The organism is Mycobacterium sp. TH-M82, from assembly GCF_057473605.1.
On record NZ_JBYCKY010000465.1, the window covers coordinates 1 to 14,882 of the forward strand.

The 14,882-nt window shown below is 68.8% G+C and carries 14 protein-coding genes and 1 pseudogene; 6 read left to right on the forward strand and 9 right to left on the reverse strand.

Annotated elements, in window-relative coordinates; translation table 11 throughout:
* The 3 genes from gltB to AC2VON_RS14275 all read left to right on the forward strand — a co-directional run.
* On the forward strand, positions 1-3,539 hold a 3,539-nt coding region (gltB, locus tag AC2VON_RS14265), incomplete at its 5' end, for a glutamate synthase large subunit (RefSeq protein ID WP_486953536.1).
* Positions 3,532-5,007 (forward strand): glutamate synthase subunit beta, encoded by a 1,476-nt coding sequence (locus tag AC2VON_RS14270; RefSeq protein WP_486953537.1) that lies wholly within the window; start codon positions 3,532-3,534, stop codon positions 5,005-5,007. The genes gltB and AC2VON_RS14270, both read left to right, overlap by 8 nt.
* 153 nt (positions 5,008-5,160) lie before the next feature.
* Positions 5,161-5,301 (forward strand): hypothetical protein, encoded by a 141-nt coding sequence (locus tag AC2VON_RS14275; protein ID WP_486953538.1) that lies wholly within the window; start codon positions 5,161-5,163, stop codon positions 5,299-5,301.
* A 58-nt stretch (positions 5,302-5,359) separates the two neighbouring features.
* Here AC2VON_RS14275 and AC2VON_RS14280 read toward each other — a convergent pair whose 3' ends face one another.
* A complete protein-coding gene (locus tag AC2VON_RS14280) occupies positions 5,360-6,217 on the reverse strand; it encodes an LLM class F420-dependent oxidoreductase (protein ID WP_369736325.1) in 858 nt (285 codons plus the stop codon).
* A gap of 80 nt (positions 6,218-6,297) precedes the next feature.
* On the opposite strand from AC2VON_RS14280, the gene AC2VON_RS14285 reads away from it, so the two are divergent.
* Complete coding sequence (locus AC2VON_RS14285) at positions 6,298-6,696, forward strand: hypothetical protein (RefSeq protein WP_369741364.1); 399 nt, start codon at positions 6,298-6,300, stop codon at positions 6,694-6,696.
* A gap of 46 nt (positions 6,697-6,742) precedes the next feature.
* Complete coding sequence (locus AC2VON_RS14290) at positions 6,743-7,753, forward strand: PHP domain-containing protein (protein WP_369736326.1); 1,011 nt, start codon at positions 6,743-6,745, stop codon at positions 7,751-7,753.
* Here AC2VON_RS14290 and AC2VON_RS14295 read toward each other — a convergent pair.
* Both AC2VON_RS14295 and AC2VON_RS14300 read right to left on the reverse strand, forming a co-directional pair.
* Positions 7,742-8,546 (reverse strand): annotated as a pseudogene (locus AC2VON_RS14295) (Y-family DNA polymerase). The gene AC2VON_RS14290 and the pseudogene AC2VON_RS14295 overlap by 12 nt on opposite strands.
* Positions 8,547-8,569: 23 nt before the next feature.
* Complete coding sequence (locus AC2VON_RS14300; RefSeq protein ID WP_369736327.1) at positions 8,570-9,211, reverse strand: TetR/AcrR family transcriptional regulator; 642 nt, start codon at positions 9,209-9,211, stop codon at positions 8,570-8,572.
* A gap of 76 nt (positions 9,212-9,287) precedes the next feature.
* Here AC2VON_RS14300 and AC2VON_RS14305 point away from each other — a divergent pair, with 76 nt between their 5' ends.
* A complete protein-coding gene (locus tag AC2VON_RS14305) occupies positions 9,288-10,757 on the forward strand; it encodes a flavin-containing monooxygenase (RefSeq protein ID WP_369736328.1) in 1,470 nt (489 codons plus the stop codon).
* Here AC2VON_RS14305 and rraA read toward each other — a convergent pair.
* The 6 genes from rraA to AC2VON_RS14335 form a co-directional block, all read right to left on the reverse strand.
* Entirely contained in the window at positions 10,754-11,242 is a 489-nt protein-coding gene (rraA, locus tag AC2VON_RS14310; protein ID WP_369736329.1) for a ribonuclease E activity regulator RraA, read from the reverse strand. The genes AC2VON_RS14305 and rraA overlap by 4 nt on opposite strands.
* Before the next feature lies 1 nt (position 11,243).
* Positions 11,244-11,690: an Rv3852 family protein gene (locus tag AC2VON_RS14315; RefSeq protein WP_369736330.1), complete on the reverse strand. Its 447-nt coding sequence runs from the start codon at positions 11,688-11,690 to the stop codon at positions 11,244-11,246.
* Positions 11,691-11,787: 97 nt separating this feature from the next.
* On the reverse strand, positions 11,788-12,261 hold the full coding sequence (locus AC2VON_RS14320; protein ID WP_369741365.1) for a copper resistance CopC family protein: 474 nt from the start codon (positions 12,259-12,261) through the stop codon (positions 11,788-11,790).
* Positions 12,262-12,334: 73 nt separating this feature from the next.
* The gene (locus AC2VON_RS14325; protein ID WP_369736331.1) at positions 12,335-13,009 is read right to left on the reverse strand and encodes a DUF6474 family protein; all 675 of its coding nucleotides are present in this window, start codon (positions 13,007-13,009) and stop codon (positions 12,335-12,337) included.
* Between the two features lie 67 nt (positions 13,010-13,076).
* On the reverse strand, positions 13,077-13,493 hold the full coding sequence (locus AC2VON_RS14330) for a transcriptional regulator (protein WP_369736332.1): 417 nt from the start codon (positions 13,491-13,493) through the stop codon (positions 13,077-13,079).
* A 667-nt stretch (positions 13,494-14,160) separates the two neighbouring features.
* Positions 14,161-14,694, reverse strand: a complete 534-nt coding sequence (locus AC2VON_RS14335) for a peptidase (RefSeq protein WP_369736333.1) — start codon at positions 14,692-14,694, stop codon at positions 14,161-14,163.
* Positions 14,695-14,882: the final 188 nt, after the last annotated feature.

A 14,882-nucleotide genomic window follows, 5' to 3' on the forward strand; every position in this document is an offset into this window, starting at 1 on the left:
GCCCGGCGTCGATGACGTTCACCGACGGCACCATCGTCGGTGCGGTGCTCGACCGCAACGGTCTGCGCCCGTCCCGCATCTGGGTCACCGAGGACGGACTGGTGGTGATGGCCTCGGAGGCCGGCGTGCTCGACGTGGACCCTGCCAAGGTGGTGCGCCGGATGCGGCTGCAGCCGGGCCGGATGTTCCTGGTGGACACCGCGCAGGGCCGTATCGTCGCCGACGAGGAGATCAAAGCGGAGCTGGCCGCAGAACACCCCTATCAGGAGTGGCTCGACGCGGGGCTCGTCCCGCTCGAGGACCTGCCGCAGGGCGATTACGTGCGAATGCCCCACGAGCGACTCGTCAAGCGGCAGCTGGTGTTCGGCTACACCTACGAAGAACTCAACCTGCTGGTCGCGCCGATGGTTCGCGGCGGCGCCGAACCGATCGGTTCGATGGGCACCGACACCCCGGTCGCGGTGCTGTCCCAGCGGCCACGGATGCTCTACGACTACTTCCAGCAGCTGTTCGCGCAGGTGACCAATCCGCCCCTGGACGCCATCCGCGAGGAGGTGGTGACCAGCCTGCAGGTCACCACCGGCGGGGAGCGCGACCTGCTCACGCCCCAAGCGGCGTCCTGTCACCAGATCACGCTGCAGCAGCCGATCCTGCGCAACCACGAGCTGGCCAAGCTGGTCAACCTCGACCCGGACGCCGAGGTCAACGGCTATCCGCACGGCATGCGTTCGGCGGTGATCCGCTGCGTGTACCCGGTCGCCGAGGGTGGCGCGGGTCTGGCCGCCGCGCTGGACGAGGTGCGGGCGCAGGCGTCGGCCGCCATCGCCGACGGCGCGCGGGTGATCATCCTGTCCGACCGCGAATCCGACGAGACGATGGCGCCGATCCCGTCGTTGCTCGCGGTGGCGGGCGTGCATCATCACCTGGTGCGCGACCGGACGCGCACCCAGGCGGGCCTGGTCGTGGAGACCGGCGACGCCCGCGAGGTGCACCACATGGCGCTCCTGGTCGGCTGCGGCGCCGCGGCGATCAACCCCTACCTCGCGTTCGAGTCGATCGAGGACATGCTCGACCGCGGCGTCTTCGACGGTTTCGACCGCGACACGGCGCTCAACAACTACGTCAAGGCCGCCGGCAAGGGCGTGCTCAAAGTGATGTCCAAGATGGGCATCTCGACGCTGGCCTCCTACACGGGGGCGCAGCTCTTCCAAGCGGTGGGGATCTCCGAGGACGTCCTCGACGAGTACTTCACCGGGCTGGCCTGCGCGACCGGCGGGATCACCCTGGAGGACATCGCCGCCGACGTTGCCGCCCGGCACCGCCTGGCCTACCTGGACCGGCCCGAGGAGCGCGCGCACCGCGAACTCGAGGTGGGCGGGGAGTACCAGTGGCGGCGCGAGGGCGAGTACCACCTTTTCAACCCCGAGACGGTCTTCAAGCTGCAACACTCGACCCGCACCGGCCAGTACAAGATCTTCAAGGAGTACACCCGCCTGGTCGACGACCAGAGCGAGCGGATGGCCTCCCTGCGCGGGCTGCTGAAGTTCCGCTCCGACGTTCGCCCGCCGGTGCCGCTGGACGAGGTCGAGCCGGCCAGCGAGATCGTCAAGCGCTTCTCGACGGGCGCGATGAGCTACGGGTCGATCTCCGCCGAGGCCCACGAGACGCTCGCCATCGCGATGAATCGGCTCGGTGGGCGGTCCAACAGCGGTGAGGGCGGCGAGGACGTCGCACGGTTCGACCGCGACCCCAACGGCGACTGGCGCCGCAGCGCGATCAAGCAGGTCGCCTCCGGGCGGTTCGGCGTAACGTCGCACTACCTGACGAACTGCACCGACATCCAGATCAAGATGGCCCAGGGCGCCAAACCCGGTGAGGGCGGCCAACTTCCGGGACACAAGGTGTACCCGTGGGTCGCCGAGGTGCGGCATTCGACGCCCGGAGTCGGGCTCATCTCGCCGCCGCCGCATCACGACATCTACTCCATCGAGGACCTGGCGCAGCTCATCCACGACTTGAAGAACGCCAATCCCTCGGCGCGGGTGCACGTGAAACTGGTGTCCGAGAACGGCGTCGGCACGGTGGCCGCGGGCGTGTCCAAGGCGCACGCCGACGTGGTGCTGATCTCCGGGCACGACGGCGGCACCGGGGCCACCCCGCTGACGTCGATGAAGCACGCCGGGGCGCCGTGGGAACTCGGCCTGGCCGAGACGCAGCAGACCTTGCTGCTCAACGGGTTACGCGACCGGATCGTCGTCCAGGTCGACGGTCAGCTGAAGACGGGGCGCGACGTGATGATCGCCGCGCTGCTCGGCGCCGAGGAATTCGGTTTCGCCACCGCGCCGTTGGTGGTGTCCGGCTGCATCATGATGCGGGTATGTCATCTGGACACCTGCCCGGTCGGCGTGGCGACCCAGAACCCGCTGCTGCGCGAGCGTTTCAACGGCAAGCCCGAGTTCGTGGAGAACTTCTTCATGTTCCTCGCCGAGGAAGTCCGGGAATACATGGCGCAGCTAGGTTTCCGGAACTTCAACGAGGTCGTCGGGCAGGTCGGCTCGCTGGACACCACGCTGGCCCGCGCGCACTGGAAGGCGCACCGGCTGGATTTGGCGCCGGTGCTGCACGAGCCGGAGTCGGCCTTCATGAACCAGGACCTGTACTGCAGCTCGAGTCAGGATCACGGTCTGGACAAGGCGCTGGATCAGCAGTTGATCGTGATGAGCCGCGAGGCGCTGGATTCCGGTAAGCCGGTGCGGTTCTCCACCACGATCAGCAACGTGAACCGCACGGTGGGCACGATGTTGGGCCACGAGTTGACGAAAGCCTATGGTGGGCAGGGCCTGCCGGACGGAACCATCGACATCACCTTCGAGGGCTCCGCGGGCAACAGCTTCGGCGCATTCGTGCCGCGGGGGATCACGTTGCGTGTCTACGGCGACGCCAACGACTACGTCGGCAAGGGTCTGTCGGGTGGCCGGCTCGTGGTTCGCCCGTCGGACAATGCCCCGCAGGATTATGTGGCCGAGGACAACATCATCGGGGGCAACGTCATCTTGTTCGGTGCCACCAGTGGGGAGGCTTACTTGCGCGGCGTGGTCGGCGAGCGATTCGCGGTGCGCAACTCCGGGGCGCACGCCGTGGTGGAGGGCGTCGGCGACCACGGGTGCGAATACATGACCGGGGGCAAGGTCGTCATCCTCGGCCGTACCGGCCGCAACTTCGCGGCCGGCATGTCCGGCGGGGTGGCCTACGTCTACGATCCGGACGGCGAACTGCCGCAATATCTCAACACCGAGATGGTGGAACTCGAGAGCCTCGAGTCCGACGACGAGGAATGGCTGCACGGCATGATCCAGGCGCACGTCGACAACACCGATTCCGCGGTCGGGCAGCGGATCCTGGCCGACTGGCCGGGGCAGCGGCGGCATTTCGCCAAGGTAATGCCGCGGGACTACAAGCGGGTGTTGCAGGCGATCGCCGAGGCCGAGCGCGACGGCCTGGACGTCGACAAGGCGATCATGGCGGCCGCGCATGGCTGACCCGTCCGGCTTCCTGAAGTTCACGCACCGGGAACTGCCGAAGCGCCGTCCTGTCCCGCTGCGGTTGCGCGACTGGAACGAGGTCTACGAGGACTTCGACTCCGAGACGTTGCGCGAGCAGGCGACCCGCTGCATGGACTGCGGCATTCCCTTCTGCCACAACGGCTGCCCGCTGGGCAACTTGATCCCGGAATGGAATGACCTGGTCCGCAACGGTCGGTGGCGCGACGCCATCGAGCGGTTGCACGCCACGAACAACTTCCCCGACTTCACCGGCCGGCTCTGCCCGGCGCCGTGTGAGCCGGCCTGCGTGCTCGGCATCAACCAGGATCCGGTGACGATCAAGCAGATCGAGCTCGAGATCATCGACAGGGCTTTCGAGGAAGGCTTCGTGACGCCGCTACCCCCGCACACGCGGACCGGAAAGACGGTCGCGGTGGTGGGTTCGGGCCCGGCGGGCCTGGCCGCGGCGCAGCAGCTCACCCGCGCCGGCCACGCCGTCACCGTGTTCGAGCGTGCGGACCGCATCGGCGGCCTGCTGCGCTACGGCATTCCGGAGTTCAAGATGGAAAAGCGCGTCCTGGACCGGCGGCTGGACCAGATGCGCGCCGAGGGAACCGAATTCCGGCCCGGCGTCAACGTCGGGGTCGACCTCACCGTCGAGGCGCTGCGGGCCGACTTCGACGCGGTGGTCCTGGCCGGCGGAGCCACCGACTGGCGCGACCTGCCGGTGCCCGGCCGCGAGCTGGACGGTATCCACCAGGCGATGGAGTTCCTGCCCTGGGGCAACAAGCAGGCGCTCGGCGACCTCGGCGACGGGGAGGTCGGTCCGGACGGGCAGCCGCCGATCACCGCCAAGGGCAAAAAGGTCATCATCATCGGCGGCGGTGACACCGGGGCGGACTGCCTGGGGACCGTGCACCGGCAGGGCGCGGTCGCGGTGCACCAGTTCGAGATCATGCCGCGGCCGCCGGACACCCGCGCGCAATCCACGCCCTGGCCGACCTACCCGCTGATGTACCGAGTGTCCTCGGCGCACGAAGAGGGCGGCGAGCGGGTGTTCTCGGTGAACACCGAGGAGTTCGTCGGCAAGGACGGTCGCGTGACCGGGCTCAAGGCGCACGAGGTCACCATGCAGGACGGCAAGTTCGTCAAGGTCGAGGGCTCGGAGTTCGAGCTCGAGGCGGACCTGGTGCTGCTGGCGATGGGGTTCGTCGGGCCCGAGAAGTTGGGCCTGCTCACCGACCTCGGGGTCAAGCTGACCGAGCGCGGAAACGTCGCGCGCGGCGCCGATTTCGAGACGTCGGTGCCCGGCGTCTTCGTCGCCGGCGACATGGGCCGGGGCCAGTCGCTGATCGTTTGGGCGATCGCCGAGGGCAGGGCCGCGGCCGCGGGCGTGGACCGCTACCTGATGGGGTCGACGGCGCTGCCGGCGCCCGTCAAGCCGACCGCGGTGCCGCTTCAGTAATCACAACAGTAACGCCAGAAACACGCGTAACAAAATCGGCGAGTCTGGCCCCGTTTGCCAGAGGACGGGTGTCTAATGATTCGCAGTGGGCTTCATCACACCACGGGCCACGGTGGAGTCACGCTGACTGGACCGACCGCAGGAGCGATCACTGTGAATGTCAACCCGGTACCCCGGTCGCGGGTGGGGCGAATCGCCTGGTCAATGTTTCGCCACCCCGTAAAGAGCCGCGAATTTCCCGCCAAGAACGAACGCTTGGTGACCGCCGAGGAGATGTTGCTGTTCGGCGTGTAACCGCCCCTCACCACGCACTCACCGGTCCGCGGAGAGTTTGCTCGGTGCTGCCGAAGCGCTATTTCGCCCCGTCCCACAGCCCCGAATCCCGGATGGCCTCGGCCATCGGTTCGAGCACGGCGGGGTCGTGCGGCGGGGCGATGTAGACGATGCCCAGATCGAGGCCCTCGGCGGCGAGCCCGGCGGCGTCCTCGAGCACCTTGCGGTAGTTGCGCTCCCGGTCCAGCCCGAGGTGCGCGGACAGCGTGATCTCCTTCGGGTCGCGTCCGATGTCCGCGCAGCGTGCGGCCAGCACGTCGCGCTTGCGGGCGAACTCCTCCGGTGAGCCACCGGCGAAGTTCCAGTGCTGGGCGTAGCGCGCGGTGATCGGCAGGGTGCGCTTCTCGCCGCTGCCGCCGATGCAGATCGGCGGGTGCGGGCGCTGCGGCCCCTTGGGTTCGTTGCGGGCGCCCTCGAGCCGGTAGTACTTGCCGTCGAAGTCGGTGATCTCCTGGCTGAGCAGGCTGATCAGCACCTGGCACGCCTCCTCGAAGCGGTCGAAGCGTTCCCGGATGCCGCCCAACTCGATGCCGTAGGCGCCGGACTCCTCCTCGTTCCAGCCGGCGCCGATCCCCAGTTCGAGCCGCCCGCCGGAGATGATGTCGAGCGCGGCGGCCATGTTGGCCAGCACCGCGGGGTGGCGGTAGTGGACGCCGGTGACCAGGGTGCCCAGCCGCAGCCGGCTGGTGGCCTGGGCCAGCGCCGTCAGCGTCGTCCAGCCCTCCAGGCAGGGACCGGTGCTGTCGGAGAAGATCGGATAGAAGTGGTCGAAGGTCCACCCCGATTCGTAGACCTCGATGTCGTCGGCCGCCCGCCAGACGGCCAGCATGTCTGCCCAGGTGGTGTTCTGGGGGGATGTCTTGAACGCGAATCGCATGCTCTCGACGGTAGCCGATCTTTATGACGCGCAACTAAACTCGAGCGGTGGGTGACGCGCTGGGGATCGACACCAGGGTCATGCTGCTGGCGGCGGGTCTGATCTTCCTGCTGGCCCTGGTTCTCGGGGTCTGGAAGTACCGGCAGATCATGGCCTCCGGCGAGGGCCGGGCACATCCCTACGTCGACATCGCGCACCGGGCGGCGTTGCTCTACTCGTTCGCGACGCTGCTGGTCGCGGTGTTCGTCGAACTCAGCGCCTGGCCGGCGTGGGTGAACCTGACCGCGGCGGGCGTCGTCGTGTTCTTCTTTGTCGCGGCCATTCTCAGCTACGTCGGCCACGGCGCGCGGCGTGACACCGTGAATCAGTTCGAGAAATCCGGCCGGGCACTGGCGCTGGGGATGGCCCTGCTGATCGCCGGCGAGATCGGCGGGTTCGCGGTTCTTCTCGCCGGGTTCGTCGCCGGGCAGCTGTGGTGAGCTGCTTCGCGTGGCTTCGCCCCGCGGGCGCGGGCACACTGGAGGAATGGATCCGGTAGTCGCGCTGCGACAGATCGCCTACTACAAGGACCGGGCGCGGGAAGACTCCCGGCGTGTCATGGCGTACCGCAACGCGGCCGACGTCGTCGAGGGCCTGGACGGCGCGGCCCGCGAGCGGCACGGCCGGGCCGACAGCTGGCAGTCGCTGCCGGGCATCGGGCCCAAGACCGCCAAGGTCATCGCGCAGGCGTGGTCGGGTCGCGAGCCCGACGCCCTGGTCGAACTGCGTTCCACGGCAAACGATCTCGGGGGCGGAAAGATCAGGACGGCCCTGCGCGGTGATCTGCACCTGCATTCGAACTGGTCGGACGGGTCGGCGTCGATCGACGAGATGATGGCCACCGCGGCGGCGCTGGGCCACGAATACTGCGCGCTGACCGATCATTCGCCGCGGCTGAAGATCGCCAACGGCCTGTCCCCGGACCGGTTGCGCGAGCAGCTCGACGCGATCGACGGGCTGCGCGAGAAGTTCGCGCCGATGCGCATCCTCACCGGGATCGAGGTGGACATCCTCGAGGACGGTGGCCTGGACCAGGAACCCGAGCTGCTGGAGCGCCTCGACGTGGTCGTGGCCAGCGTGCACTCCAAGCTGTCGATGGATGCGGCGGCCATGACCCGCCGCATGATCCGAGCCGTCTCCAATCCCCACGCCGACGTGCTGGGCCACTGCACCGGCCGACTGGTCTCCGGCAACCGCGGCATCCGACCCGAGTCGAAGTTCGACGCCGAGGCGGTGTTCAGCGCCTGCCGCGAGCACGGCACCGCGGTGGAGATCAACTCCCGGCCCGAGCGGCGCGACCCGCCGACCCGGTTGCTGAACCTGGCGCTCGAGATCGGCTGCATCTTCAGCATCGACACCGACGCGCACGCGCCCGGTCAGCTGGACTTCCTCGGCTACGGCGCCCAGCGCGCGCTGGACGCCGGCGTGCCCGTCGACCGGATCGTCAACACCTGGTCCGCGAACGAGCTGCTGGAGTGGGCGGGCTCAGTCGGGTAGGTGCGGCGTCTCCACGCCGGTCTCGCGGCCGAGCAACACCGACGGGGTGAGTGCGGATCTGCCGTAGCGGCGGCGCACCGTGTCGATCGCCTCGTCGACGGCGAGCCGGTCCCGGTGAACGGCAGCATCAGCTGCTGGGCGCCGCCGCCGTCGATGCCCGACACCGCGAAGCCGATCGGGGTCAATCCGCGCTCGGCGGCCAGGACGGGTTGCGTCGCCGACGTGGGCGATGCCAACGTTCGCGAGCGGGTGGCCCGCCCGATGCCGTCGAACCGCAGCCGCAGCACCACGGTGCGGCCAGCTGCGCGCAGCCGGGCGGTGATCCGGTCGACCAGGTTGACCACCACCGCGTCGAGGCGGACAGGCGACATCGCGGAGTCGGCCCGGCCCAACGCCCGCTGCGCACCCGCGGACTGGCGGCGCAAACCGGGGGCCACCTCACGTTCGTCGACGTTGCGCGACAGGGCATACAGCCGGCGGCCCATTGCGGCACCCACCAGCGAGGCCAGCGCGGACTCGCCGAGCTCGGCGATGTCGACCGGCGTCCCCGAAACCCGGCGCAACCCGGCGTCGTCGAGAAACGCCTCGTCCACCTAGACCGGCTCGACGAGCGGGGTGCAGTCCCGGAACATCTCGAACACGGGCTCGCTGGCGCGGGCGTAGGCGCTCGTGTGCGGCGGCCCCCGATGCTCACCGGGCGCCCGCGCAGCCCCGGGTCGTCGCGTTGTTCGACCGACGCGTAGAACGAATCCAATTCCGCGTGCAGGACGGATGCCTCACACCGCACGAACATGTGTTCGCACGCGGCGGCGACAACTATTCCGGTTCGCCGTAGATGCTGCTTACCCAGATGTGGGTCAGGGTGTCGACGACCCGGGCCTCGTCGACGGCCGGCACCTCGGCCGACAGCGCGGCCATCATGGTGCGCTCGTTCATCTGGTTCAGCGACGTGGCCAGGTCTGCGGCCGGGATGGTCTCCGGCGCGGCGCCGCGGGTCCGCTCGGCGGTGATCATGGCCGCCGTCTGGTCGATCCACTTCTGCATGAAGCCCAACCACACCGCCCGCAGCTCCGAGCTGGTCGCCAGCGCCTCGGTGGCGGCCCGGGCCAGCGCACGGTGCGAGCTGAACGCGGTGAAGAAGGCGTCGATGCCGTTGCGCCACACCCGCTTCGGGTCCTTGGGCAGCCGCTGCACCGCGCCGTCGAATTCGGCGTCGGCACGCGCGATCACCGGCTCGAGCAGCGAGAGCACCACCGCTTCCTTGGACTTGAAATAGAAGTAGAACGTGGGCCGCGACAGGCCCGCCCCCCTGGCCAGGTCGTCGACCGAGATGTCGGCGAACGGACGCTCCTCGAGGAGTCGCTCGGCGGTCGCCAGGATCGCCTGCTCCCGGTCGTCGCCGGAGGGGCGCGCTGCGCGGCGGCCGCGCAGGGCGCGCGTCTGGCGTGTGGTGGTCACGGCAGCGACTTTACACGGTGTCGATAGTTTCGACATGTCGTTGACGCAATCGACACCGTGTTGATAACGTAGCGGCATGACTGAGCACCTTGACGTCGTCATCGTCGGCGCCGGCATCTCCGGCGTGAGCGCGGCCTGGCACCTGCAGGACCGCTGCCCTACCAAGAGCTACGCCATCCTGGAGAAGCGGGAAGCAATGGGCGGCACCTGGGACCTGTTCCGCTACCCGGGAATTCGTTCAGACTCCGACATGCACACGCTGGGCTTCCGATTCCGCCCGTGGACCGAACGACAGGCCATCGCCGACGGCAAGCCGATCCTCGACTACGTCAAGGGCACCGCGGCCATGTACGGCATCGACAAGCACATCCGGCTCAACCACAAGGTGCTCGGTGCCGACTGGTCCCACGCGGAGAACCGCTGGACGCTGCAGATCGACGACAACGGCACGCCGGGCACGATCACCTGCACCTTTCTGTTCCTGTGCAGCGGCTACTACAACTACGAGCAGGGCTACGCCCCGGAGTTCCGGGGCGCGCAAGACTTCACCGGCCCGATCATCCACCCGCAGCACTGGCCCGAGGACCTCGACTACGCCGGCAAGAACGTCGTCGTGATCGGCAGCGGCGCCACGGCGGTGACCCTGATTCCCGCGCTGGCGGAGTCAGGCGCCGGACACGTCACGATGCTGCAGCGCTCACCGACCTACATCGTCTCCCAACCCAAGCGCGACAAGATGGCCGAGCGGCTCAACCGCCTGCTGCCGGACACCCTGGCCTACACCGCCATCCGCTGGAAGAACGTGCTGCGCCAGGCGGCGCTCTACGGCGCCTGCCGGAAGTGGCCGCGGCGCATGCGCAAGATCCTGCTCGGCTTTGTCGAACGCCAGCTGCCCGAGGGCTATGACGTGGCGAAGCACTTCGGCCCGCAGTACAACCCGTGGGACCAGCGGTTGTGCCTGGTGCCCAGCGGCGACCTGTTCCGCGCCATCCGGAAGGGCCGGGCCGAGGTGGTCACCGACACCATCGACCGGTTCACCCCGACCGGCATCCGGCTCAACTCCGGCCAGGAGCTGCCCGCCGACATCATCATCACCGCAACCGGTTTGAACCTGCAGCTGTTCGGCGGCGCGACTGTCACCGTCGACGGGGAGCCGGTGGACCTGACCACGACGATGGCCTACAAGGGCATGATGCTGTCCGGACTGCCGAACATGGTCTACACCGTCGGCTACACCAACGCGTCGTGGACGCTGAAGGCCGACCTGGTGTCCGAGTTCGCCTGCCGGGTGCTGAACTACATGGACGACAACGGGTTTGACACCGTGGTGGTCGAGCACCCGGGGTCCGATGTCGAGGAGCGCCCGTTCATGGAGTTCACTCCCGGGTATGTGCTGCGCTCGCTCGACGAGCTGCCCAAGCAGGGCTCGCGCAAGCCGTGGCGGCTCAACCAGAACTACCTGCGCGACATCTTGCTGATCCGGCACGGCAAAATCGATGACGAGGGCTTGCGGTTCACCAAAAAGCCCGCGCCCGTAGCGGTTTAGGAATCGCCTACAGCGACGACGACGATGCCGTCGTCGTCGCTGTAGGCGATCTGCCCGGGCGCGAACGTCACCCCGCCGAGGCTGATCTCGACGTCGCGCTCGCCCGCCCCGGTCTTGGTGCTCTTGCGGGGGTTGGTCCCCAGCGCCTTGATGCCGATGTCGATCCCACGCAGGGCGGCGGCGTCGCGGACGGCGCCGTTGATCACCAGCCCGGCCCAGCCGTTGGAGCGGGCCAGTTCGGCGATGACGTCTCCGACCAGCGCGGTGTGCAGCGAACCGGCGCCGTCGACGACCAGCACACCGCCCGCGCCCGGTTCGGAAAGCACGGATTTGAGCAGCGCGTTGTCCTGGAAGCACCGCACGGTGCTGATCGTTCCGGCGAAGTGCGGGCGCCCGCCGAACTGGCGGAACTGAAGATCGCAGCTGCGCACGTCGGGCCCGATTTCATCGACGAGGTCGGCGGTGGGCCGGAATTCCACGGTCACCTCAGCGGCGGCGTAGCTGGCGGATCAACAGGATGGCCAGCAGGCCGAGGGCGACCGCGACGATCAGGGGGACCGGGGACTGTCCCGGGGCCGGCGCCGGAATGTCGCGCGACACCGGGTTGGGTGCGGATTCCACCGCGGACTTCGCTTGTGCGGCGACAGCTTTGGCGGCTGCGGCGAGGTCACCGTTGGTTTCGGCCCGCTGCGCCGCCGCGACGGGTTGCCCGGCCGGCTCCTGCAGCCGTTCCGGGGGCGGCGGGCTCTTGGCGGGAGCCTTCTTGGCGGGGGCCTTCTTGGCCGCTGCGTTCGCGGCGGGCGCCTTCTTGGCGGGGGTCTTCTTAGCCGGAGCTTTCGCGGTCTTCTTGGCCGCCTTGGCAGGAGGTGCCTTCTCCGGCGGCGTCGGCGCGCCGTCGGATTGGTGATCGGGTTGCTCTTGCGGGTCTGCCATGCGGCCGCTCCTTTGCGCCATGCTCGTCGCGCATGAAAATTACTCTCGTCCCATCATGCCAGGAGGTCCGGTGGCGTCTGGGCCACACCGGCGCCGCTCACGGCCTGCGGCGGACCGCCCAGATGCCGCCCGCGGCCACGAGGGCCACCGTCACCACCACGAACGGCCACAACGGCGGGCTGCCGCCGCCCCGGTGGGGGACCGCGGCCGGCTCCGGTGTACCGGTGCCCGGCACCGTCAGCCGAAACGACCAGGATCCCGACACCACGTGGCCGTCCGCCGAGGTCACCCGGTAGTTGACCGTGTACGTCCCGGCCGGCCCGAGCGGGCGCAGCGCGATGCCGACGACCGCACCCTGCACCTCCGGGTCTCCGGTGGACCACACGTTGCCGTCGGGACCGACCACCGTCATTGCCGCGAACGCGGGCTGCAGCCGTTCGTCGAAAGTGGCGCTCACCCGGTCGGGCCCCGCCGTGAGGTCGGCGCCGTCCGCGGGATCCGCGGAGATCCGGGTCGCGTGCGCCAGCGCGACCGGGGCCTGCAGCGTTGCCGTCGTGACCAACGCGGCCATCGTGGCCAGCAACAGGCTCAACCAGGCGGCGGCGCCGGCGGCGTGGGCCGCACGCCCGTGGGGCAGGGACATCTCAGACCGAGGCCAGTCCGAGGCGGGCCATCACGTCGGCCTCGATACCGTCCAGCTGCGAGGAGATCGCGGCGTGGGCCGCCCGGCGCCGCGCGGCGGGCATGTTCTCGGCGGCGAGGACGGCCGCCGACAGATCGGTGAGCCGCTCGGTCATCGCGGCGACGAACTGCTTCGTCTCGGCGTCCTTCGGCTTCTTCTCCTGCAACAGGCGCAGGGACTTCTCGGATCCGGCAACGCGGGCCGACAGCTGGGCTCCGCGCCCGGAGAACTGGCCGATCTGCGCCAGCGGGATGCCGAGTTGGTCCGCGCGACGCTGGTCGATCACCGCCCGCGCGGCCACGGCAGCCCGGTAGAGCACGGGCGTGAGGACCGGTGCGAGCAGCCGGGACACCGTCAGCGCGCGCCGAATCCGCGTCGGCGAGAGCAGCTTGCCCTCGCGTGCCGCCTTGAGCTCCGTCTCGGCGACCTTCAACGCCGTCCGGTCGCTGTCGCGCTGAGCCTTGATCTGTGCCCTGAGCGCCTTGGCCGCGGCCTTCTCGGAGGACTTCCGATCGTCCTTCATGCGGCGGGCCTCGTTCTTGGCGGCGAGCCTGGCCTCCATCTTGGCGCGGGCCGTGATCGCCCGGGCTTCGGCGCGACGCGTCGCGCGACTCTTTCGTTTGCGGAACAGGCCCATGAGCCAACACTAATGGGGATGGACCTGCGGCAGTCCGCCAGGTCAGGCTGCGCAGGTGTTGGCGTGGCTAGGCGCCCAGGCGTTCCGCGGTGGCCATCCGGTCCGCGTTGCGCAGCTCGTGCGCCCGCGCCAAGAGTTCCTGCTTGGACTCCGGGGAGAGCTCGACGGCGGCCAGCGCGATGTTGCGCACCCCGTCGTGGCGCACCGCGGCCATCCACGCCAGTTCTCTGTCGAGTTTCTCGTAGTACTCATCGTCGGTGAAGTAGGCCGGCTTGATGCGGAAGAAGTTGGCCAGCGCGGCCATCGTCGCCGCCGAGGGGTTGGTGCGATTTCCCGAACGTAGCTGGGACAGGTAGGGAGCCGACATCGTGATGCCCTCGGACTTCAAGGCGGCGATCACCTCCGCCGAGGTGTGGGGTCCGCGGCCGGGCGGATAGACCGTGTCGAACAGGCGGTTCAGCCGGGCAGCAAACGTCGTGCTCATCGATATGACCTCCACGGGGTTGTAGAAGTGACTGTTTCCTAGGTGTATTTGCTGATCATGGTAGCCGGGGTCGACATACGCATTCAGTTGGCAAACGTGCGGCGATTCGCTGATGCCTGCCTCGGCGACCACTCGCCCTGCACCCTTCGAGCCTCCAATCTCTCCTCGCGCCTGTCCACCAATTCCACTAAGTTCACAGGTTATCCGCAGGATCGGGGCCGCGGACCGGCGTGGTCCGGGACCGCCGGAGTGTTTCGCAAATTGGCCTGAACGATGGTGACGGACGAAATCACCGCAACCGGCCGCGCCCGGTGAGCCATGAAGGCAAGGCTTTGCTGCGGGATCGGACCAGCCCGCCCGTGGGACGGTGCGCGAAGACGCACAAAGCCTCTGGTGTCACTGTGGTTACGGCTACCGAGCAGGACGGCCCCACCGGCGAGTACCGCCCGTGGCCGTCTCCGGAGCGGGTGGCGGGTTCGGGGACGAAACGTCCGTCGGGCGCCGCCATGCCGAGCGCCTGATCCTGGGTATTTGCCGGTAGCCATACCCGCGGCGCGGACGCGGTGGCGCTCGCCGGGCTTCGGGCCTGGCGGCTCGGGCGCCGCGGTCCACCATCCGAACGAACCGGCGGCCCCGCAACAGCGGTTGCCGAAAGGTGCGACCGTCCCTACGCCGCGAGCAGCATCGCGAGGATCGCGGTGTCGGGATGGCTGATGGGGTCGACGCCGACGCGGCTGACCATCGACGTGATCGTCCCGTCGGCCTCGGCTTCCACCCACGCCGCCCGGTGCTCGAGCCCTAGGTACGGCAGGCCCGGCAACAGGACGCATCCCGACGCCGCGCCGGTGCATTCCGGCAGCGATGGGGTGGTTTCGGAAGGGGGATGCAGCATCAGCAGTGCGGGGGGCTGATGGTCGGCGAAATAGCCTGGCTGGATGGCCGATTCACCGAAGACGGTGCCCTCGGCCAGGACCAGACCGACCGTGCCCGGCTCGGGTTCGTCGGGCAACTCCTCGCGGGCACCGAACACCGTTGTGGTGGAAAGCAATCCGGGTAGCGACGCGACGCGCACCGCGACCATCAGGAGCTGGGCCCATTCCTTTGTCGAATCGGGCCAACGCCCGGAGATCACAAACCCTTTCAGGGCACCGCGAGCATGGAAGGGAGAAATCCCTATGGGTCCACCCGATCCGGCTTCCATCTCGACCTCCGTGCGCGTCCGTTTCGAAATAACCACGCTGGTAGCTCGAATACTTCAGCATGCCTGCGGTTTCGGCGCGTTGCAACTCGACACGGCAACCACCGCCCGCGATCTCGTCATTCCCGAAAAAGCACGGGGCGGCCGCCGAAAGCGCGGCGCCCCCGCCCCGGACAGGGAGTAAAACCCAA

What these genes read in the sequence shown, in the direction of transcription:
- AC2VON_RS14330 (WP_369736332.1), bottom strand. Translation starts at nt 13,493, where the DNA reads ATGAGCACGACGTTTGCTGCCCGGCTGAACCGCCTGTTCGACACGGTC.
- AC2VON_RS14270 (WP_486953537.1), top strand. Translation starts at nt 3,532, where the DNA reads ATGGCTGACCCGTCCGGCTTCCTGAAGTTCACGCACCGGGAACTGCCG.
- AC2VON_RS14320 (WP_369741365.1), bottom strand. Translation starts at nt 12,261, where the DNA reads ATGGCCGCGTTGGTCACGACGGCAACGCTGCAGGCCCCGGTCGCGCTG.
- AC2VON_RS14290 (WP_369736326.1), top strand. Translation starts at nt 6,743, where the DNA reads ATGGATCCGGTAGTCGCGCTGCGACAGATCGCCTACTACAAGGACCGG.
- AC2VON_RS14335 (WP_369736333.1), bottom strand. Translation starts at nt 14,694, where the DNA reads ATGGAAGCCGGATCGGGTGGACCCATAGGGATTTCTCCCTTCCATGCT.
- AC2VON_RS14325 (WP_369736331.1), bottom strand. Translation starts at nt 13,009, where the DNA reads ATGGGCCTGTTCCGCAAACGAAAGAGTCGCGCGACGCGTCGCGCCGAA.
- AC2VON_RS14305 (WP_369736328.1), top strand. Translation starts at nt 9,288, where the DNA reads ATGACTGAGCACCTTGACGTCGTCATCGTCGGCGCCGGCATCTCCGGC.
- AC2VON_RS14315 (WP_369736330.1), bottom strand. Translation starts at nt 11,690, where the DNA reads ATGGCAGACCCGCAAGAGCAACCCGATCACCAATCCGACGGCGCGCCG.
- AC2VON_RS14285 (WP_369741364.1), top strand. Translation starts at nt 6,298, where the DNA reads ATGCTGCTGGCGGCGGGTCTGATCTTCCTGCTGGCCCTGGTTCTCGGG.
- AC2VON_RS14280 (WP_369736325.1), bottom strand. Translation starts at nt 6,217, where the DNA reads ATGCGATTCGCGTTCAAGACATCCCCCCAGAACACCACCTGGGCAGAC.